Source organism: Streptomyces sp. NBC_01197 (assembly GCF_036010505.1).
Classification (GTDB): Bacteria; Actinomycetota; Actinomycetes; order Streptomycetales; family Streptomycetaceae; genus Streptomyces.
On the sequence record NZ_CP108569.1, the window covers coordinates 6,569,004 to 6,588,784 of the forward strand.

Sequence of the window (19,781 nt, forward strand, 5' to 3'; positions counted from 1 at the left end):
GCGCCGTGTTCACCGGAATCGTCGAAGAACTGGGCGAGGTCACCGCCGTCGAGAACCTCGGCGACGCCTCCCGCTTCCGCCTGCGCGGACCGGTCGTGACCGAGGACGCCAAGCACGGCGACTCCATCGCCGTCAACGGCGTCTGTCTCACCGTGGTCGACTCCGGCGGTGGCGAGTTCACCGCCGATGTCATGGCCGAGACACTCAACCGCTCCAGCCTCGGCGCGCTCGCCACCGGCACCCGGGTCAACCTCGAACGCCCCATGGCGCTCGGGGGCCGCCTCGGCGGACACCTCGTACAGGGCCATGTGGACGGCACCGGCACCGTCGTGGAACGCAAACCGTCCGACCACTGGGAGATCGTGAAGATCTCGCTCCCGGCCGGCCTCTCCCGGTACGTCGTGGAGAAGGGCTCCATCACCGTCGACGGAGTCAGCCTCACCGTCGTCGACGCCGGACCTGACTACTTCACCATCAGCCTCATCCCCACCACCCTCGCCGTGACCACTCTCGGCATCAAGCAGGCGGGCGATCCGGTCAATCTCGAAGTGGACGTACTCGCCAAGTACGTCGAGCGGCTGCTCGGCGCCGACGGCACCCGCGCCACACCCGGACCGGAGGGCAGCTGAAGTGAGCGCACTGACCTGGCTGAACACCGAGGCGTTCACCGTGCTCGGCCAGCACATCCTGTGGTCCGACATGACCGGCAACACCATCGGACTGATCGCGCTCGCCCTCGGCTGGCGCCGCTCGGTCCTGACGTGGCCCGCGCAGTTCCTGTCCGGCGTCATCCTCGTCGGCGCGTACTCCTCGGCCCATCTCAGCGGCGGAGTCGGGAAACAGCTGCTGGTCATCGGGATAGCCCTGTGGGGCTGGCGGGCCTGGACCCGGGGCAGACAGCAGGCTCAGGACGGCAGCATCGCCGTCCGGTTCGCCAGCTGGCGCGAGCGCGGACTGCTGCTGGCGGGCGCCGTGGCCGGTACCGTCGCCGTGGCCGCTCTCTTCCTCGCCGTCCCCTCCCTGTCCTGGAGCCCGTGGGCCGACGCCTACATATTCGTCGGCACCCTGGTCGCGATGGTCGCCCAGGCGCGCGGTCTCGTCGAGTTCTGGTTCGCGTGGCTGCTCGTCGACCTCGTCGGCGTCCCCCTCGCCTTCCACAGCGGCCTGGCCTTCTCCGGCCTGGTCTACGTGGTCTACTTCGCGCTCGTCCTCTGGGGCCTGCGCGACTGGTGGCTGCGCTCCCGTACGAGCGTCAAGCCGGCCCTGGAAGGAGCAGCAGCATGACTGCCGAGCCCGTCTGGTACTCGACCGACAACGCCGAGAACCTCTCCCTCGACCCCGTGGAACAGGCCATACGCGACATCGCGGCGGGCCGGCCCGTGGTGGTCGTCGACGACGAGGACCGCGAGAACGAGGGCGACCTCGTCATCGCGGCCGAGAAGGCCACCCCCGAGACAGTCGCGTTCATGATGAGCGAGTGCAGGGGACTGATCTGCGCACCCATGGAGGGCGACGAGCTGGCCCGGCTCGACCTCCCGCAGATGGTCGAGAACAACACCGAGTCGATGCAGACGGCCTTCACCGTCTCCGTCGACGCCGGCGCCGCGCACGGGGTCACCACCGGTATCTCCGCCGCGGACCGTGCGACCACCCTGCGGCTGCTCGCCGACGGCCGGGCCGGCGCCGGGGACTTCGTACGCCCCGGGCACGTCTTCCCGCTGCGGGCCAGGCCCGGCGGGGTGCTCGTGCGCAACGGGCACACCGAGGCGGCCGTCGACCTGGCCCGGCTGGCCGGTCTGCGCCCGGCCGGCGCGATCGTCGAGATCGCGGGGGAGGACGGGGTGATGCTGCGGCTGCCCGAGCTGGTGCCGTTCGCGCGCAAACACGGTCTCACGATCATCTCCATCGGGGACCTGATCGCCTACCGCCGCAGCTCCGAACCGCTGGTCCGCCGCGAGGCGACCGTCCGGCTCCCCACCGCCTACGGCGAGTTCACCGCGTACGGCTACCGCTCCATCGCCGACGGGATCGAGCATGTCGCCCTGGTGCACGGGGAGATCGGGGACGGCGACGACGTACTGGTGCGCATCCACTCCGAGTGCCTCACCGGCGACATCTTCCACTCGCTGCGCTGCGACTGCGGCCCCCAGCTCGAAGCCTCCATGGAGCGCGTCACCAGCGAGGGCCGCGGCGTCATCGTCTACCTGCGCGGCCATGAGGGGCGCGGCATCGGACTGCTGTCCAAGCTGCGTGCCTACGAGCTCCAGGAGCGCGGCCGCGACACCCTCGACGCCAACCTGGAACTCGGGCTCCCCGCCGACGCGCGCGACTACGGCGCCGGAGCCCAGATCCTGGCGGACCTAGGGGTGCGCAGCCTGCGGCTGATGACCAACAACCCCGAGAAGACCGCCGCCCTCGTCCGGCACGGCCTGGACGTCACCGGGCGGGAGGCAATGCCCGTCCAGGCGGGCGAGCACAACCTCCGGTACCTGCGCACCAAGCGGGACCGGATGGGACACGACCTGCCCTGGCTGGACGCCTCGTCCGCCTGCGGCAACCAGTAGGACCGGGACAGCAGAAGGAGCCTCCGGTCCGAGAAGCACGAGAGAGAGACAGACATGAGCGGCAAGGGCGCACCCGAACTCACCGTGAAGAACTGCGGCGACCTGCGCGTGGCCGTCATCGCGGCCCAGTGGCACGAGAAGGTCATGGACGGCCTCGTCGACGGCGCGCTGCGCGCCCTGGGCGAGCTGGGCATCGACGAACCGACCCTGCTGCGGGTCCCGGGCAGCTTCGAACTCCCGGTGGTCGCCAAGGTCCTCGCGGGCCGCGGCTACGACGCGATCGTCGCTCTCGGCGTGGTCATCAGGGGCGGCACCCCGCACTTTGAGTATGTCTGCCAGGGCGTCACGGGCGGCCTCACGCAGGTCTCGGTCGAGACCGGCGTCCCGATCGGCTTCGGCGTGCTGACCTGCGACACCGAGGAGCAGGCGCTGGACCGCGCCGGCCTCGCAGGATCCAACGAGGACAAGGGGCACGAAGCGGTCACCGCGGCTGTCGCCACCGCGACCACACTGCGCACGGTCAGCGAACCCTGGCGCTGAGTGGGGACGGGGACCCCGTACTCTTAGCAGCATCATGGCGAACAAAACCTTCGAAGAGCTCTTCTCCGAGCTCCAGCTCAAGGCCGCCAACGGCGACCCCTCCACTTCCCGTACCGCCGAACTGGTGGGCAAGGGCGTGCATGCCATCGGCAAGAAGGTCGTCGAGGAGGCAGCCGAGGTGTGGATGGCAGCCGAGCACGAGGGCAAGGAAGCCGCCGCCGAGGAGATCTCGCAGCTGCTGTACCACGTTCAGGTGATGATGGTCGCCCGTGGGATCTCACTCGACGACGTCTACGCCCACCTCTGAGCACCCGCCTCACGCACACCGCACGTCCCACTCTCTGCGTACGTCCAGACGTCCAGACGTCCAGCACCCCAGCACGCCGCAATCACCGCACTCCGCAATCACTCCGCACGAAGGAAGCGACCTCATGCTGCGCATCGCCGTCCCCAACAAGGGTTCTCTCTCCGGGCCTGCGATGGCGATGCTCCATGAGGCCGGCTACCAGCAGCGCAAGGAGTCCAAGGAGCTCGTCCTCGTCGACCCGGTGAACCAGGTCGAGTTCTTCTACCTCCGCCCGCGCGACATCGCGATCTACGTCAGCTCCGGCAAGCTCGACATCGGCATCACCGGCCGCGACCTGCTGCTGGACTCCGGGGCCGACGCGGAGGAGATCCTCCAGCTCGGCTTCGCCCGATCGACCTTCCGGTACGCCACCAAGCCCGGCACCGCGAAGGGCCCGGAGGACTTCGGCGGCCTGACGATCGCGACCTCGTACGAGGGAATCGTCGCCAAGGCCCTCGCGGACCAGGGCATCGACGCGTCCGTCGTCCACCTCGACGGCGCCGTCGAGACGGCCATCGAGCTGGGCGTCGCCCAGGTCATCGCGGACGTCGTGGAGACCGGCACCTCACTGCGGAACGCCGGACTCGAAGTCATCGGCGAGCCGATCATGAAGTCCGAGGCCGTCGTCATCCGCCGGACCGGCGCCGGGGCCGACGAGCCCAAGGTGCAGCAGTTCCTGCGCCGCCTCCAGGGCGTCCTGGTGGCACGGAGCTACGTGATGATGGACTACGACTGCCGGGTCGAGCACCTGGAACAGGCCGTGGCCCTCACTCCCGGCCTGGAGTCGCCGACCGTCTCCCCGCTGCACCACGAGGGATGGGTCGCCGTCCGCTCGATGGTCGCGGCCAGGGAAGCCCAGCGGATCATGGACGACCTCTACGCACTCGGCGCCCGCGCCATCCTGACCACGGCCATCCACGCCTGCCGTCTCTGACAGTACGAAGGACGTACGGATCATGACCGCCCCCGAACTTCCCGCCCTCCCGGTCACCTTCAGGCCGACCCGTACCCGGGTGGTGCTGTTGTCCGTGGGGACGGTCATGTTCGTCGTCCTCACCGTCGTCTCCCTGATGCTGGAGACCCTGAACCCGGGTGAACGCGTCTCGTTCATCTTCACCGCCGCGGTCTTCTTCGGGGTGCTGGCGCTGCTCAGCCGCCCCAAGGTCGTCGCGGACGAGGACGGCGTCACCGTCGTCAATCTCACATCCAGGCGCCGGCTGGCCTGGCCGGAGATCCTGCACGTCAACCTGCGCCCCGGCGACGCCTGGGTCTTCCTCGACCTCAGCGACGGAACCAGCCTCCCCGCCCTCGGTATCCAGCCCGGTATCGGCAAGGCCCAGGCCATCCGCGACGCCCGCGCCCTGCGCGCCCTGGCGGACGCACGCGGCCCTGCCGACCCCGACCCGATCGCGCCGGCGGAGTAGCCCGGCCGCGCCGGCCGGACAGGTGCGGAGGCTGGGCCACTGACGCATCGGGCCGCTGTTTGATTATTCTGGGGCGGGGCGCCAGGTGCGCCCCGCCCCGCATCTGTGACCCCCGTGGTCCGCGGGGCACCCCTGCGACATGAGGAGTGATTCCTTCCAGCAATGGACGGATCATCCGGTAGTACGTGCGCCGCCCCCCTCCTGGAGGCGGCGGCATGACCATTCCCCTTCTGCTCCTCGGAGCGGCTTTCCTCCTGATCCTCGCCAACGGATTCTTCGTCGCGGCCGAATTCGGCCTCGTCACAGTGGAGCGGCCGGACGCCGAACGCGCCGCCGCGGACGGCGACCGGCGGGCCCGCACCGTCGTACGGGCCCTGCGGGAACTCTCCTTCCAGCTCTCCGGCACCCAGCTCGGCATCACCATCACCTCGCTGGTGGTCGGAATGCTCGCCGAGCCCGCGCTCGCCGAGCTGCTCAAGGGACCGCTCACCGCCACCGGACTGCCCGAAGAGGCCGTGTCCGGTATCAGCGTGGTGCTCGGCATGCTGCTCGCCGCCGCCGTGCAGATGGTGCTCGGCGAACTGGTCCCGAAGAACTGGGCGGTGTCCAGGCCGCTCCAGGTGGCCCGGTTCGTCGCCGGTCCCCAGCACCTCTTCTCGACCGCCTTCCGGCCGGTGATCAGCCTGCTGAACACCGTCGCCAACCGGCTGGTCCGGGCGCTCGGCGTCGAGCCCGCCGACGAGCTGGCCTCGGCCCGTACCCCCGGCGAACTCGTCTCGCTGGCCCGTCACTCGGCACAGGCCGGCACGCTGGAACAGGACACGGCTGACCTCTTCGTACGGACCCTCTCGCTGGCCGGGCTCACGGCCCAGCACGTCATGACGCCCCGGGTGAAGGTCAGCGCACTCCAGTCGTCGGCGACGGCGGCCGACGTACTGAACCTCACCCGCGCCACCGGCCTCTCCCGCTTCCCCGTCTACCGGGAGCGCATCGACGAGGTCGTCGGCATGGTCCATCTGAAGGACGCGCTCGCCGTGGCTGTGCAGGCCAGGCACCGGACCTCGGTGGCACGGGTCGCCGTCGCACCGCTGCTGGTGCCCGAGACGCTGCCCGTGCAGCAGCTGCTTGAGCGGCTGCGCACCGAGCAGCCGATCGCCGTGGTGGTGGACGAGTACGGCGGCACCGCCGGAGTCGTCACCCTGGAGGACATCGTCGAGGAGCTGGTCGGGGAGGTCAGGGACGAGCACGACGGCGCCGACGCCGACCGCCCCGAGCTGTCCCCGGCCCCCGCCGAGGACGGCAACCCCGCCTGGGAGGCCGACGGCAGCTGCCGGGTCCTCACCCTGCGGCGGATAGGTCTTGAGGTCCCCGAGGGCCCGTACGAGACCGTCGCCGGCCTCGTGGCCGACCTGCTGGGACGCATCCCCGCCCCGGGCGACCGGGCCGAACTCCCCGGCTGGCGGCTCTCGGTCCGCAGGGTCGAGCGCTACCGCGCCGAGCGGGTGCGGCTCGTCCGCACCGCCGATGTGCCCGTCCCGGTCATGGAGGGCGTGCGATGAGCTTCCTCCAGCTCCTCTTCGCCGTCGCCCTGGTGCTCGCCAACGGGTTCTTCGTCGGAGCCGAGTTCGCGCTCGTCTCCGTACGCCGCAGCCAGGTCGAGCCACTGGCCGCCGAGGGCTCCGCACGGGCCCGTAAGGTGTTGTACGGCCTGGAGAACCTGCCGCGGATGATGGCCGCCGCGCAGTTCGGCATCACCGTCTGCTCCCTGACGCTGGGCGCCGTCGCCGAGCCGACCGTCGCCCACCTCCTCGAACCCGTCTTCCAGGCGGTCCGGCTGCCCGGCGGCCTGGTCCATCCGCTCGGGTACGTGATCGCTCTCGCGCTCGTGGTCTCGCTGCATCTGGTCATCGGCGAGATGGTCCCGAAGAACCTCGCCATGGCCGCCCCCGAGAAGACCGCGCTCTGGCTCAGCCCCGGACTCGTCGGCTTCGCCCGGCTCTGCCGCCCGGTGACCGTCGCACTCGGGGCCTGCGCCCGGCTGGTGCTGAGGCTCTTCGGTGTCGAGCCCAGGGACGAGGTCGAGGCGGTCTTCACCAGCGAGCAGCTCAACCGGCTCGTCGAGGACTCGGGCCAGGCCGGCCTGCTGGACTCGGAGGCCCAGGAGCGCCTGGAGGACGCGCTGGAGCTGGGCAGCAGGCCGATCGCGGACGTGCTGATAGCCCGCGCGGACCTGATCACGGTCGCCCCGTCGGTCACCCCCCTGACGATCGAGGAGCTGACCGTGCGCACCGGCTACTCGCGCTTCCCCGTCTGCGCGGACAGCGGCGCCTTCATGGGTTACCTGCACGTCAAGGACGTGCTCGACCTGGAGGACCGGGAACGGGCCGTCCCCCAGCAGGTCTGGCGCCCGATGGCGACGCTCCGCGCGGAGCTGCCGCTGGACGACGCGCTGACCGTGATGCGGCGCGCGGCCACCCATCTGGCCCAGGTCGCCGACGGTTCGGGGAAGGTGCTCGGTCTGGTGGCGCTGGAGGACGTGCTGGAGAAGCTGGTCGGTGAGGTACGGGACCCCGCGCACCGGGAAGTCCCGGCGCCGCAGGTGACGCGGGTGTCCGAGCCGCGCACCGACCGCACCGAACAGGCGCTGGCCGGGTAGGTCCGGCCCCGGGGCGGGGACCGTTCAGAGCGGCGGCTCCTGCTGCCCGCGACCGACCGGTCCCCGCCCCGAGAGCACCTCCCCGTACGCCTGCATCAGGTCCGGCAGGCGCAGCGTCGACAGATCGTCCCGGCCCGGGGTCGTCGCGTACCCGGTCAGCCGCAGATCCCGGTACGCGCAGCTCTTCTCGTACAGCGTGCGCAGGAACCGGCCGTTGCCCAGCTCGTCGATCCACCCCTGGTCCACCACATGACCGGCGATCGAGCGCAGTTCGTCCAGCGACTCCTCGTCCCACACGTCGCCGTTCTCGGTCGCCAGCACCTCGCCGATGGCGGTCAGTTCCAGCGGCCGGTAGCTCGGGAAGTCGACCCGTGAGGTGAACCGCGACGAGAGCCCCGGATTGGTGGCGAGGAGACGGTCCATGCCCTCGGGATAGCCCGCCAGGATGACCACCAGGTGGTCACGGTTGTCCTCGGCCCGTTTCAGCAGGACCTGGAGCGCCTCGTCGCCGTAGGCGTCGCCCTTGCTGTAACCGGAGTTGGAGAGGCTGTACGCCTCGTCCACGAAGAGCACCCCGCCGAGCGCGGAGTCGATCAGCTCGTTCGCCTTCACGGCGGTCTGTCCCAGGAACTCGCCCACCAGATCGGCACGCTGGGCCTCGATGAGATGGTCCCCGCCGAGCAGCCCGAGTGCGTAGAACACCCGGCCCAGGATGCGGGCCACGGTCGTCTTGCCGGTGCCCGAAGGGCCCGAGAAGACGAAGTGGCGTTTCGGCGGCTGCACGGGCAGCCCTTGGCCGGCCCGCAGCCGGGCCATGTTGAGCTGCGCGGATAGCGCTTTGACCTGCCGTTTCACCGGCTCCAGGCCGACCATGCCCTCCAGCTCGTCCAGCGCACGCGCCAGCAGTTCGGGGTCGGTGGGGCCGGCCGGCAGATCCGGCGGGAACTGCCCGGCGGGAGAGGGGTCCCGGTCCCGTACGGCGCCGGAAGGCGGAGCGGAGCCGCCGAGCGGATCGCCGCCCGGACTTCCCGGGCTCCCGGGCCTGGGGTCCCGCCCCTCGGCCGGATCGCTCTCCGCGAAGGCGCCCTCGGCCTGCCCGTCCACGGCGTCCTGCCCGAACCCGGCCAGCGAGACCGCGGCGTAGTCGACCGCGTCGTCGAACCCGTCGCCCTCGGAGATCGCGGCGAGCCGGGCAGCGGTGTCCATGAACGCGGGATCCACCCGGTGCACCGCCCGGTACAGCGGCAGGGCAGCGGCGCTGCGCCCGGTCCCCTCGTGGGCGCGGGCGAGCCAGTAGCGCAGCTCCTTGCGCTGCGGCTGCTCGCTGCGGCACCGCATCAGGGCCGCCGAGAGCAGCGGTTCCGCCTGCCCGTACATCTCCAGGCGCACCCGCGCCATCCCGCCGAACAGTCCCGCCTCGATCCCCAGGACCGGATCGTCGACCAGCGACGCGGTGTACCGCACCAGCCGTTCCCAGTCCTTGGCGAGGTACGCGCGGCACGCGTGCAGGAACCGCACCTGCGGATCGGTATCCACCGGCGGCAGCCCCGCCAGCGCCCGGTCCAGCTCCGGCACATGGCGTCCGTCCAGCCAGTGCGAGGCGTGCGCGAGGAGCAGATCGCGCGGGCTCTCCAGTACCGGCTGCACCCACCAGCCCAGCCAGTACCAGGAGTTGAGCGTGCGGCACAGCCTGCCGCGCTGCTCGCCGAACCGCTCCCGGTGCCGGAACATCCGCAGTAACGCCGTGGTGGTGTCCACCCGCAGCGCATGCAGTCCGAGCCAGCCGTCCGCCATCCCCGGATCGAGCCGCACCGCGGCCCGGAACTCCTCCTCCGCCTGTGGGTACGCCCCCATCGTGTAGGCGTCCACGCCTCTCAGCCAGGCGAGATCGGCCGGGGCGTGCGAGCCCTGCGTGCCGAAATCCATCACGTCCCCCACAGACCGTGCCCCCGTACCGTGCCGCCGGGCTCAGCGCCCTGCGACCTGTGAACCGCTGTGCAGCGGACGGGAATTGACCGGCGCCGCCCGAAGGGCATCGTACCTGCGCAGAGGCCCGGTACCGAAGGGTGCCGTGGTACCGGCTGACCTGGGGGAGGGGCTTGCTCACGGTGACCGAGGGTGAGCGATCAGCGAGGTGGGCAGTCCGTTTGGGACGGGAATGGGCAGAACGAAGCCCCCGATCACGGGGGAACAACCGGGGGCTTCGCGTCTGCGGCGGCTTCGAAAAGCCGCACATTGAGAACGTAAGACCTGTACGGGCCCTGGGTCAAGCGGAGTTGAAGCACTGGAAGGGCGGTTTTCCGCCGGGCGCCGGCCCTGGGGGAGGTCATGACTATGTGTGACCAAATGGATCGCTCACGCGGTCACTGAGGGGGCCCGGAACCACTCGTAACCCTTGTGACACTCACGGACCAGCAGATCCGCGAATGGCCGGGAAGGGTCCCCGGCGAAGTGCCGGGCCTCCGCCGCCGTCCAGCCGTCCCAGAAGTCCGTCAGGGCCGGACCGTCGCGGTGGCGGCCCCGTGCCCAGGACGCGGCCTGGCCCCGGTCCATCCAGAGCAGCTGGGCGAGATACGGGCGCAGAGCCCGGCGGCCGGCCCCCACCCCTTCGACAATGACGACGTCAGTCGCGTCGATGGTCCGCTCGGCTCCGAAGCGGCGCAGCGTCCAGTCGTACGGTGCGTACCGGGCGGCCTCGCCGCGGGTGAACGGCCCGATCACCTGCGAGCTCAGCCGCCCGGTCCAGTCGAACAGCTCCTGGTGGGTGGCGAGATCGTCCAGATGGAGTACGGGCGCACCACCCAGCGCCTCGGCGAGCCTGGCCGAGAAGGTGCTCTTCCCCGAGCCCGCGTGGCCGTCCACCGCGACCAGCCGAACCGGCCCGCAGGAGACGGGCCGTGCACGGATGGCGGCGGCGAGGCGGTCGAGGTCTTCCATGGGGCCAGCCTAGAAGCAGTTGGCGGGGCCGCAGGTCACGCCAGTGGTCGAGACCAATATTGGTGGCAGGACGCGAGGTGAATCACTGGCAGAAAGGCGTCGTGAGCCGCGATAGTTGGCCCACTGTCGTGCAGTCGTCGCCCCATCCGTATCCGACTGGGGGTCCACCAACGTGACCAGTACCACTCCGCGCAGAACCGTCCTCGCCGCAGCGGTCGCCGCTGCGGCCGCAGCCGCGGCTTCCGCCGCACCCGCTGTCGCCGCCCCGGTCGCCCCGAACGGCGCGCCGGCCGCCCCGCACACCCCGCAGGCCGCCGGGGGAGGGCCCGTGACCCCGCTCGTGGACAACAGCGTCTGGGCCTCGTACACCGACTGGCGCTGCGGTGAGGCCGACGGCACCACGGCTGTTCCCGGCCACCGCTCCGGGCTGGTCATCACGGCCCCCGCGGGCCGCACCGACTACACCGATCCGCACACCGGGAAGACCACGGGCTGGGAGTACGCGACCTGGACCTCGCCGGTCCACCACTCACGGGTCCCGGCCACCGAGGCCGTCGCGTCCTGGAACGCGCACACCCCGGCAGGCACCTGGATCCAGGTCGAGCTGCGCGGCAGCTACACCGACGGCACCGAGACCCCCTGGTACGTGATGGGCCGCTGGGCCTCCGGCGACACGGACATCCGGCGGACGTCCCTCGACGGCCAGGGTGACGGCAAGAGCTCCGTCTCGACCGACACCTTCGCCATCGGCGACGCCGCGAGCGGGCTGCGGCTGGTCTCGTACCGGCTGCGGCTGACGCTGTACCGCACCCCGGGCACCCGGCTCACGCCCACCGTCCGGCGGGTCGGAGCGATGGCATCGGACGTCCCGGACCGGTTCACCGTCCCGCCGTCGGTACCGCGGATCTCCCGCGAGCTGACCGTCCCGCGCTTCTCGCAGAACATCCACGCGGGCCAGTACCCCCAGTACGACAACGGCGGCGAGGCCTGGTGCAGCCCCACTTCGTCCTCGATGATCATCAAGTACTGGGGGCGCGGGCCCACCGCCGCCGACCTGGCCTGGATCGATCCGTCGTACGCCGACCCCGAGGTCTGCCAGGCGGCCCGCTGCACCTACGACTACCAGTACGAGGGCTGCGGCAACTGGCCCTTCAACGCCGCCTACGCGGCGACGTACGAGGGCATGAGCGCCGTGGTCACCAGGCTGGGTTCGCTCGCCGACCTGGAGACCCTGATCAGCGTGGGCATCCCCGTCATCACCTCGCAGTCCTTCCTCAAGGAGGAGCTGACCGGCGCCGGGTACGGCACGTCGGGACATCTGATGACGGTGATCGGCTTCACCGCCGACGGCGATGTGATCGCCAACGACCCCGCCTCACCGAACGACAACGCGGTCCGCCATGTGTACCGGCGCGCCGAGTGGGAGAACATCTGGCTCCGCACGAAGCGGCACGACGCGAAGGGCAAGGTCGTAAGCGGTACCGGCGGGGTCTGTTACATCTACTGGCCCGCTGACCCGGCACGGAACCAGCACCGGGTTCTGAAGTCGCTCGGCCTGCTGTGAGCGTGGACGGCGCCTCCCCGATCACCACGTGGTCATCGTGCTGGCGCTGGGCATCGTGATCGCTCCGACGTCGGCGGGTCAGGGATTCCTGGACATCCTGCGTCAGCTCGCGAGCGGCGTCACCCAGGCCGGCCGATGAGTCCCCGCGCGAAGGTCAGCCGTCGAGGCCAGGGCCCCGGCGCCCTGAACGCAGCCTGAACACCTTCGTTCCCGGCGTGACTCGGGTGGGACGAGGTCTGTTGGGCAGCGCGAAACAGGGCGACCTCGGCAAGGGAGATGGTTCGATGCGTCACGGAAACGCGCTGCGCGATGCGATCGGTACGGCGGGAACGACGCCGTTGATCGGTGTGTACGACATGTACTCGGCGTCGATCGCGGCCTCGCACTACGACGGGATGTTCGTGTCGGGCTTCGGCTTCGCCGCATCCCACTACGGGCTGCCGGACATCGGGTTCATCGCCTGGCCGGACATGCTGGCCTTCGTGGAAAGGCTCCGCGGAGCCTTTCCGGCCCACCACCTCCTGGTGGATGTCGATGACGGCTACGGCGATCCGGAAGTGGCCGGCCACGTCGTGCGGCGTCTGGAGCGGGCCGGCGCCTCGGGGGTGATCCTGGAGGACCAGAAGCGCCCCCGCCGGTGCGGGCACGTGGCCGGGAAGCAGATCCTGCCGCTCGACGAGTACCTCGAAAAGCTGGAACGGGTGCTGGCCTGCCGGACCGATCTCCTGGTGGTGGCGCGGACGGACGCCACCGAGGAGGCGGAGATCCTGACGAGGGCCAAGGCGCTGGCGGCCACCGACGCGGATGTGGTGCTGGTGGACGGGGTGCGCGATGTGGCGGCGATCCGGCGCATCCGGGAGAGCATCGGCGACAAGCCGTTGCTGTTCAACCAGATCGCGGGAGGCCGCTCCCCACGGCTTTCGCTGCCCGAACTGAGCGAAGCCGGTGTGGACGTGGCGATCTACAGCACGCCGTGCCTGTTCGCGGCGCACGAGGCGATGGACAGTGCGCTGGCCGGACTCCGGGCAGCGGACGGACGGCTGCCCGCAGCCGAGGGCGGCGGGATCGGTGTCGCCCAGTCCATCGAGCTGCTGAACGGCAATCTCAGGGGAACGCGCACGGCTCCCGCGCTGTGACGCCCCGGGGCAGGTGAGGTGGTACGGGGGACCGGCTCACGCACGTAGTACCTGGGTATCACGGGCACGGCCAGGACGAGCCCTGGGTACCACGGTGGACGCGTTCCCCGCTCTTAGCGTGGGGCGATGCGAGCCGGAACCGTCCGGCTGCCTGAGGTGAGGGCGAACCGATGATCGAGGCGCACCAGTTGTCCAAACGCTACGGGGACAAGGCGGCGGTCGATCGCCTCGACTTCACGGTTCTGCCCGGCACCGTGACCGGCTTTCTCGGTCCGAACGGTGCGGGGAAGTCGACGACCATGCGGATGATCGTGGGCCTGGATGCGCCGACCAGCGGTTCGGTCACTGTCAACGGCCGCCCCTATGCCGAGCACACCGCACCACTCCAGGAGGTCGGTGCGCTGCTCGAAGCCAAGTCGATCCATCCCGGACGCTCGGCCTTCAACCACCTGATGGCGCAGGCCTACACCCATGGGATCCCGCGGCGGCGGGTGGACGAGGTCATCGAGATGACCGGTCTGCAGCAGGTGGCGAAGCGCCGGGCCGGCGCGTTCTCCCTCGGGATGGGGCAGCGGCTGGGGATAGCGGCCGCCCTGCTGGGTGATCCTGCGACGATCATGCTCGACGAACCGGTCAACGGCCTGGACCCCGAGGGGGTTCTGTGGATCAGGAATCTGCTCATCGGCCTGGCCGACGAGGGGCGTACCGTCTTCGTCTCCTCGCACCTGATGAGCGAGATGGCACTGATCGCCGATCACCTCATCATTGTCGGCCGTGGCAGGCTGCTGGCCGATACCACGGTCCACGACCTGGTGAGGCAGGCAGGCGGTGACACGGTCAAGGTCGCCAGCTCCGACCCGGTCCGGCTGCGCGAGGCGCTCACCGGCCCCGGCGTCGACATCACCGGCCGGGCAGGCTCGGAAGAGCTGCAGGTCACCGGCCTCTCCGCGCGCGACATCGGGACCCGGGCCGCCGAGCACTCCATCGTGGTGTACGAACTGACCGCCAAGACCGTCTCGCTGGAACAGGCATTCATGGACCTGACCCGGGATTCCGTCGAGTACCACGGCTCCGCCGCAGGCACCGAGACCACCAGGAGCGCCGCATGAGCACCGTCACAGAAGCTCCGGTCAGCAGCAGCCCGGTACAGGCGGTGCGGCCGTCCTACCGGGTGAGCGGCCGCCGGGTGCTGCGTTCGGAGTGGGCCAAACTCTGGTCCCTGCGCTCCACCTGGATCACCCTGGGCCTCGCCCTGGTCTTCATGGTGGCTTTCGGTCTCATCGCGTCGGCCCGCTACAAGTCGGGCATCGGGTCCGGAAGGCCCATGGACAGGGACTTCGCCGACGCCACGGCTGTGAGCCTGTCCCTCTTCGGGACGAACTTCGCCCAGCTGGCACTTGGCGTCCTCGGCGTGCTGGTCGCCGCCGGGGAGTACTCGACCGGGATGATCCGGTCCACCCTGGCCGCGGTCCCGCGCCGGCTGCCGGTTCTGTGGTCCAAGGCCGCCGTGTTCGGGGTGATCGCCCTCGTACTCAGCAGCGTCGGCGCCGTCGTCGTCTTCCTCTTCGGCAGCATTATCGTCTCGGGTACGCCCGCGGCGCTCTCCCTGTCGGACGCGGGTGTCGTGCGCAGCCTCCTGGGAGCGGGCCTCTACCTCGGTCTGGTCGGTGTGCTCGGTGTCGCCCTGGGCGCGCTGCTGCGCTCGGTCGCCGGAGGTATCTCGGTTCTGGTCGGCGCTCTGATGCTGGTGCCGGGACTGGTATCGCTGCTGCCCAGTTCCTGGCGGGACAACATCAGCCCCTACCTGCCGAGTAACGCGGGCGAATCGATCTTCGCGCTCCACAACACCGCCCCGGCGCTCTCGGCGGGCGCCGGTCTGGCGGTGTTCGCCGGGTGGACGGTGCTGGCCCTGGCGGCAGCCGCCTACCGGCTCACGCGCACCGACGTCTGACCAGCGGCGAGCGGGACATACGCCCCGCCCGTACGTACCCGGATCCCGCCGGATGACTCCGCCTCCCCCTCGGCGGGGTCACCCGGCGGGTCGCGGATGATGGGGTGGTGACACACATGGCGAACGAGGACCTCCTGTGGGAACACCCACTGGTGTCCCGGCTGATACGTGGCGGACGACGCCTGCGCCAGGACCACCGGAGCAGGCCGTGGCTGCTGAACACCGGGCTGGTCGTCCTCGTCCTGCTGTTCTTCGGCCTTCCTGACCTGCTGCACCGGGGCGATCACGACGAACTCGTCCGGGTCACGGACTTCCCGGTGGTGGGCGCTGTCGCGCTGCAGCTGGGCCTGACACTGCCGCTGCTGTGGCGGCGCGGCAGGCCCGGTACCGTGTTCGCCGCCGTGATGACGGTCTTCCTGCTCCAGTGGTCGATGGATGTGTGGCTGCACATCGATATCGCTCTGTTCATCGCCCTCTACGGCGTGGCGAGGCGGGGCGGGCTGCGCTACCTGCCGTGGGTCTGTGGTGTCACGGTGGCCGCAATGGTGCTGGTGGTTCTTCGGGTCTCCACCGTGGCGTCGCCTTTCGAGGCCATGTTCTTCCTGTGCAGCGCCGCCACCGCGGCGGTCGCCCTCGGCCTGGGCGTACGGATCGGCCAGGCACACCTGGGGGCGCTGCGGGAGCGCGCGGCCAGACTGGAACGCGAGCGGGAGCAGCAGAACAGACTGGCCGCCGCTGCCGAACGGGCCCGGGTGGCACGGGAGATGCACGACATCATCGGCCACAACCTGTCCGTGATCATCGGCCTCGCCGACGGCGGCTCCTACGCAGCCGACGTCGTACCCGAACGAAGCAAGGAAGCGCTCCAGCTGATCGCGGGGACCAGCCGGCAGGCGCTCGGCGAGCTGCGCCGGATGCTCGGCGTGCTCCGGGAGGAACCCGGGCCCCAGCCGCAGGGGCGGCCCGAACTCAGTCCGCAACCCGGAATCGCCGACCTCGAAGCCCTGTGCGAACGGGTCCGCGTCGCCGGGCCCGAGGTGGCCTACCGCACCGCCGGTGGCCTGGACACCCTGAATGAGGGGGTGCAGCTGACGGTCTACAGAATCGCCCAGGAGTCGCTGACCAACGCTCTCAAGCACGCCGGACCGGACACCAGGACCTCCCTCACGGTGGCCGCTGAGGCCGGGGGGATCCGTATCCGGGTCGAGGACACGGGCCCGGCCGACGGCCGGACGGTTCCGGCCCGTCCGGGCACCGGACACACCGAGGCGGGGCGATCCTGGCCCAGCGGGCAGGGCATCGCCGGCATGGCCGAGCGTGCAGCCCTCTACGGCGGCACCGTCACGGCCGGGCCGAGGCCGGGCGGCGGCTGGGCGGTGGAAACCCGGCTGGACCTCGCTCCGCCTCCGGCCGTGCCTGCCGGCGCGCACCGGTCGGAGGCGTCATGACGACAGTGCTCATCGTCGACGACCAGCCCTTGCAGCGCTTCGGCTTCCGTATGCTCCTGGAGAGCACCCCCCACACCGAGGTCGTCGGCGAGGCGGCACACGGCGCGGAGGCTGTCCGGGCGACTGCCGAACTACGGCCCGACGTCGTGCTGATGGACGTGCGGATGCCGGGCATCGACGGCATCGAAGCCACCCGCCGCATCGTGGCAGCCGGCGGCCGTTCCCGGATCCTGGTGCTGACCACCTTCGACCTGGACGAATACGCTCACGCGGCGCTGCGCGCCGGAGCAAGCGGCTTCCTCCTCAAGGACGCCCTGCCCGAGGAACTCCTCGCCGGCATTCGCGCGGTGGCCGGTGGAGACGCGGTCATCGCCCCCGCGCTCACCCGCAGACTCCTCGATGCCTACGCGCACCACCTGCCCGTCCGGGCCCCGGAGGAGGTACGAGCGGACGACACCCGGCTGAGCTCGCTGACCGAGCGGGAACACCAGATCCTGGTCGCTCTGGGACAGGGCTGGACCAATGGCGAGATCGCGGAACGGCTGGTGCTCTCCGGGTCGACCGTGAAGACACATGTCGGCCGGGTGCTGGCGAAGATGGGCGCCAGGGACCGGGTGCAGGCGGTGATCCTGGCGTACGACCTCGGCCTGACCCGGCCGAACCGGCCGCGGTGACGCGGGGACTCGTTCAGGGCCGTCGGCCGGAAGGGCCGCGCAGGCGGGGTCCCGTCGCTCCCGGGAGGTGCTGCGGGAGCGACGGAACACGTCGGCGAGTGGACCGACGTCGCTGGCCGGGCGGCTACTTCGCTACGACGGCGACCGGTGCGTCCCAGGCGTCCCGGTCGATGGTGAGGGTGCCCCCGGTGTGGGTCACCTTCTTGTTGACGGCGAACTGGTGGCCGCGGCGGTGCCCGGTGTACAGGGTCGAGGCGTACGGGAAGCCCTTGGTGGTGGAGTAGATGTCGTCGTAGCGCGCGTACCAGAGGATCTCCGGCAGGTCGGTGCGCGTCTTGGCGTTGGCGATGACGGCGGCGCTGGAGTTGCTGAACCCGTAGAAGCCGGACCAGTAACCCTTGGCCTTGACGGTCTTGTCGAAGGAACGGACGTAGGCGAGCACGGTGTTCACGCAGGACGTGTTGGCCGGATCGAAGTACTCCATGTCCAGGTAGACCGGGCTGCCCGTCTTCATGCCGAGCCCCGCCTCCTTCGCCACGGCGTCGGCGGCGTCGGTGGCACCGAGCGAGGTGGCGTTGGTGGCGGTCATCTTCTCCGGGTTGTTGCTGGTCTGACACGGCGGCTGCGCGCCGACGTACAGCGGGATCAGCTTCCAGCCGGTGGCGCTCACGGACTTCACCCAGGAGGCGGTGAGCTGCGGCTGGGCACAGCCCCGGTTCTTCCCGCCGACATACACGGCAGCGCCGCGGTAGACGGAGGAGGTGTACCAGCCCTTCATCGCGGTCAGCGAGGGGGCGGTGCAGGTGTCGAAGGCGTGTCCGGTGAAGACCGCGGGCGCGGGCCGGGCGACGGCGGTGGCGTTCGCGGACTCCGCCGCGAAGGCGCCGCCGGCCAGGACGCTCATGCCTGCCAGGGACATGGCGATATAGCGCCGCTTTTTGGATATGCGGTGATTCGGCACAGAGACCTCGACGGTTCTCGAAGGAGGAGGAACAAGAGAGCAGAGAAGTGGCCGGAGACGGGCACTCGGGCAGCCGTCTCGGCGGAGGAGCAGCATCTCACGACGGTGATCAACTCGGGCAGGTTGTGGAGACGTTGTGCCGAGCTGTGATCGAAGCTTGACGTGCTCATTACCTCAGCGAGGCCGGGGCGTCCTTCACGGCGCCGTGTGGGCGTAGTACAGCGTGTACGCCCCATAGGTCACGGAGACCGCGGCAACGGTGGCGATGAGGACGACTGCGGTGCGCGGCCGGGCTTTCGTCAGGGCGAGTGCGGGGGGAAGCAGCAGAGGAAACGCGGGCAGCAGGAAGCGTGGCCGGGAGGCGTAGTACCCGGTGCCGCCGATCGCGATGACGAGGAGCACGAAGGAGTAGACGACCAGGGGCACCGGTGGCCGGTCCATGGTGAGCAGGACGAGCGCGGCCACGGCGGCGAGCAGGACGGCGGCGGCCATGTCGTAGGCCAGATGCGGGGCGGCGCCCCGGTCCGTGAAGAGCCGCCGGACGAAGTGGAACTCACTTGCTCCGAAGTCGAAGCGGGAGCCCCATTCCCGCTGGATCCTGAAGTAGCCGAGCGGGCTGCCGGAGCGGTTGCCCACCCAGGCCGCGTAGCCGAGCCAGCCGAGCGGTGCGAGGGCCGCGCCGACCCAGATCCGCCAGTCACGCCGGGCATCTTCGCCCCGCCGGAGTGCGAGTCCTGCCGCGCAGAGAACCGCGACCACGACAGCGATGGCGTTGGGGCGTGCCAGCCCGGCGAGCAGGGCCAGAATTCCGGCCCACAGCCGGCGGCGGGTGAGGAGCGCGTACAGCGACCATGCGGCCAGCGCCGTCATCAGCGGCTCGCTGTAGGCCATCGTCTCCACGACGGCGTGCGGGAGCAGCCCCCACAGCAGGACGAGGAAGGTCCCGGTCCGGCGGCCGTGGAGACGCTCACCGACGGCGTAGATGCCCCAGGCGGCGGCCCCCGCGGAGAGCCAGGCCACGAGCAGTCCGGCAATCGTCAGGCTGATCGGAGCGAGTGTGGCGACTCCCCGCTCCAGACCGGGAAAGAGCGGGAAGAACGCCAGATCGCTGCGCGTCGTGCCGGGAAGCCTGCCGGGCACCACGGTGCCGTAGCCGTGCCGGGCGATGTGTGCGTACCACTTGCTGTCCCAGGAATCGCCCAGCGCTGCCCATACCGGCCGGTGCGTCGTCAGGGCGACAGTGGCCGCCACGGCCAGGCCCGCCAGGCGTACCGCGGCGTACAGCGCCAGAGCCGGAGCGGCCCTGCGCAGTGCGCCACGCGCCCGGCGCGCCGGGCGGAGGGCGCGCTCGGTACGGGGAGGTGCGCTCACCAGAGGATCAGCAGGCACCACGCACCTCCGCTCCGCTGCCGGTGCGACGAGACGCACTGATTCCCGCTCGTCCTGGACCGGGACACCCCGCCTCCCGATGTTGCGCGGCGGGTGCCGCGGGCGCGAGCGGGGCAGGGCAGGCGGGTGGCGGCCCGGAGGGGCAGGAGTGCCGGATGGGACGGGGCGGCACTCAGGATGTGTTCAGGTTT

General features: G+C 70.6%; 19 protein-coding genes. 15 read left to right on the top strand and 4 right to left on the bottom strand.

The window, feature by feature from the left end; genetic code table 11:
* Positions 1-5: 5 nt before the first annotated feature.
* From OG452_RS30220 to OG452_RS30260, 9 genes are all read left to right on the top strand, one after another.
* A complete protein-coding gene (locus OG452_RS30220) occupies positions 6-629 on the top strand; it encodes a riboflavin synthase (RefSeq protein ID WP_327298716.1) in 624 nt (207 codons plus the stop codon).
* A 1-nt stretch (position 630) separates the two neighbouring features.
* Positions 631-1,284 carry a nicotinamide mononucleotide transporter family protein gene (locus tag OG452_RS30225; RefSeq protein WP_327298717.1) on the top strand — a complete coding sequence of 218 codons (654 nt, stop codon included), beginning with the start codon at positions 631-633 and terminating at the stop codon, positions 1,282-1,284.
* Positions 1,281-2,564 carry a bifunctional 3,4-dihydroxy-2-butanone-4-phosphate synthase/GTP cyclohydrolase II gene (locus OG452_RS30230; protein WP_327298718.1) on the top strand — a complete coding sequence of 428 codons (1,284 nt, stop codon included), beginning with the start codon at positions 1,281-1,283 and terminating at the stop codon, positions 2,562-2,564. The genes OG452_RS30225 and OG452_RS30230 overlap by 4 nt, the downstream gene beginning before the upstream one ends.
* Positions 2,565-2,618: 54 nt before the next feature.
* The gene (gene ribH, locus OG452_RS30235; RefSeq protein ID WP_327298719.1) at positions 2,619-3,104 is read left to right on the top strand and encodes a 6,7-dimethyl-8-ribityllumazine synthase; all 486 of its coding nucleotides are present in this window, start codon (positions 2,619-2,621) and stop codon (positions 3,102-3,104) included.
* A 34-nt stretch (positions 3,105-3,138) separates the two neighbouring features.
* Positions 3,139-3,411: a phosphoribosyl-ATP diphosphatase gene (locus OG452_RS30240; protein ID WP_164266345.1), complete on the top strand. Its 273-nt coding sequence runs from the start codon at positions 3,139-3,141 to the stop codon at positions 3,409-3,411.
* A 124-nt stretch (positions 3,412-3,535) separates the two neighbouring features.
* Positions 3,536-4,384 carry an ATP phosphoribosyltransferase gene (hisG, locus tag OG452_RS30245; RefSeq protein ID WP_327298720.1) on the top strand — a complete coding sequence of 283 codons (849 nt, stop codon included), beginning with the start codon at positions 3,536-3,538 and terminating at the stop codon, positions 4,382-4,384.
* Between the two features lie 22 nt (positions 4,385-4,406).
* Positions 4,407-4,874, top strand: a complete 468-nt coding sequence (locus tag OG452_RS30250) for a PH domain-containing protein (RefSeq protein ID WP_327298721.1) — start codon at positions 4,407-4,409, stop codon at positions 4,872-4,874.
* 215 nt (positions 4,875-5,089) lie between these two features.
* Positions 5,090-6,433, top strand: coding sequence for a hemolysin family protein (locus tag OG452_RS30255; RefSeq protein WP_327298722.1), 1,344 nt, complete (start codon positions 5,090-5,092; stop codon positions 6,431-6,433).
* Positions 6,430-7,530: a hemolysin family protein gene (locus OG452_RS30260; protein ID WP_327298723.1), complete on the top strand. Its 1,101-nt coding sequence runs from the start codon at positions 6,430-6,432 to the stop codon at positions 7,528-7,530. The genes OG452_RS30255 and OG452_RS30260 overlap by 4 nt, the downstream gene beginning before the upstream one ends.
* A gap of 24 nt (positions 7,531-7,554) precedes the next feature.
* Here OG452_RS30260 and OG452_RS30265 read toward each other — a convergent pair whose 3' ends face one another.
* Positions 7,555-9,456, bottom strand: a complete 1,902-nt coding sequence (locus OG452_RS30265) for an AAA family ATPase (RefSeq protein WP_327298724.1) — start codon at positions 9,454-9,456, stop codon at positions 7,555-7,557.
* A gap of 429 nt (positions 9,457-9,885) precedes the next feature.
* Complete coding sequence (locus tag OG452_RS30270; RefSeq protein WP_327298725.1) at positions 9,886-10,467, bottom strand: uridine kinase family protein; 582 nt, start codon at positions 10,465-10,467, stop codon at positions 9,886-9,888.
* 172 nt (positions 10,468-10,639) lie between these two features.
* Between OG452_RS30270 and OG452_RS30275 the strand changes: the two genes are divergently transcribed.
* The 6 genes from OG452_RS30275 to OG452_RS30300 all read left to right on the top strand — a co-directional run bounded on the left by OG452_RS30275 (position 10,640) and on the right by OG452_RS30300 (position 17,240).
* On the top strand, positions 10,640-12,031 hold the full coding sequence (locus tag OG452_RS30275) for a peptidase C39 family protein (RefSeq protein WP_327298726.1): 1,392 nt from the start codon (positions 10,640-10,642) through the stop codon (positions 12,029-12,031).
* 284 nt (positions 12,032-12,315) lie between these two features.
* Entirely contained in the window at positions 12,316-13,167 is an 852-nt protein-coding gene (locus tag OG452_RS30280; RefSeq protein WP_327298727.1) for an isocitrate lyase/PEP mutase family protein, read from the top strand.
* Between the two features lie 170 nt (positions 13,168-13,337).
* Positions 13,338-14,276 (top strand): ABC transporter ATP-binding protein, encoded by a 939-nt coding sequence (locus OG452_RS30285; protein ID WP_327298728.1) that lies wholly within the window; start codon positions 13,338-13,340, stop codon positions 14,274-14,276.
* Positions 14,273-15,118 carry an ABC transporter permease gene (locus tag OG452_RS30290; protein WP_327298729.1) on the top strand — a complete coding sequence of 282 codons (846 nt, stop codon included), beginning with the start codon at positions 14,273-14,275 and terminating at the stop codon, positions 15,116-15,118. The genes OG452_RS30285 and OG452_RS30290 overlap by 4 nt, the downstream gene beginning before the upstream one ends.
* Before the next feature lie 116 nt (positions 15,119-15,234).
* A complete protein-coding gene (locus tag OG452_RS30295) occupies positions 15,235-16,566 on the top strand; it encodes a sensor histidine kinase (RefSeq protein ID WP_327298730.1) in 1,332 nt (443 codons plus the stop codon).
* Entirely contained in the window at positions 16,563-17,240 is a 678-nt protein-coding gene (locus OG452_RS30300) for a response regulator transcription factor (RefSeq protein ID WP_327298731.1), read from the top strand. The genes OG452_RS30295 and OG452_RS30300 overlap by 4 nt, the downstream gene beginning before the upstream one ends.
* A gap of 124 nt (positions 17,241-17,364) precedes the next feature.
* Here OG452_RS30300 and OG452_RS30305 read toward each other — a convergent pair whose 3' ends face one another.
* The gene (locus tag OG452_RS30305) at positions 17,365-18,159 is read right to left on the bottom strand and encodes a glycoside hydrolase domain-containing protein (RefSeq protein ID WP_327298732.1); all 795 of its coding nucleotides are present in this window, start codon (positions 18,157-18,159) and stop codon (positions 17,365-17,367) included.
* A gap of 237 nt (positions 18,160-18,396) precedes the next feature.
* Complete coding sequence (locus OG452_RS30310; RefSeq protein WP_327298733.1) at positions 18,397-19,572, bottom strand: hypothetical protein; 1,176 nt, start codon at positions 19,570-19,572, stop codon at positions 18,397-18,399.
* Positions 19,573-19,781: the final 209 nt, after the last annotated feature.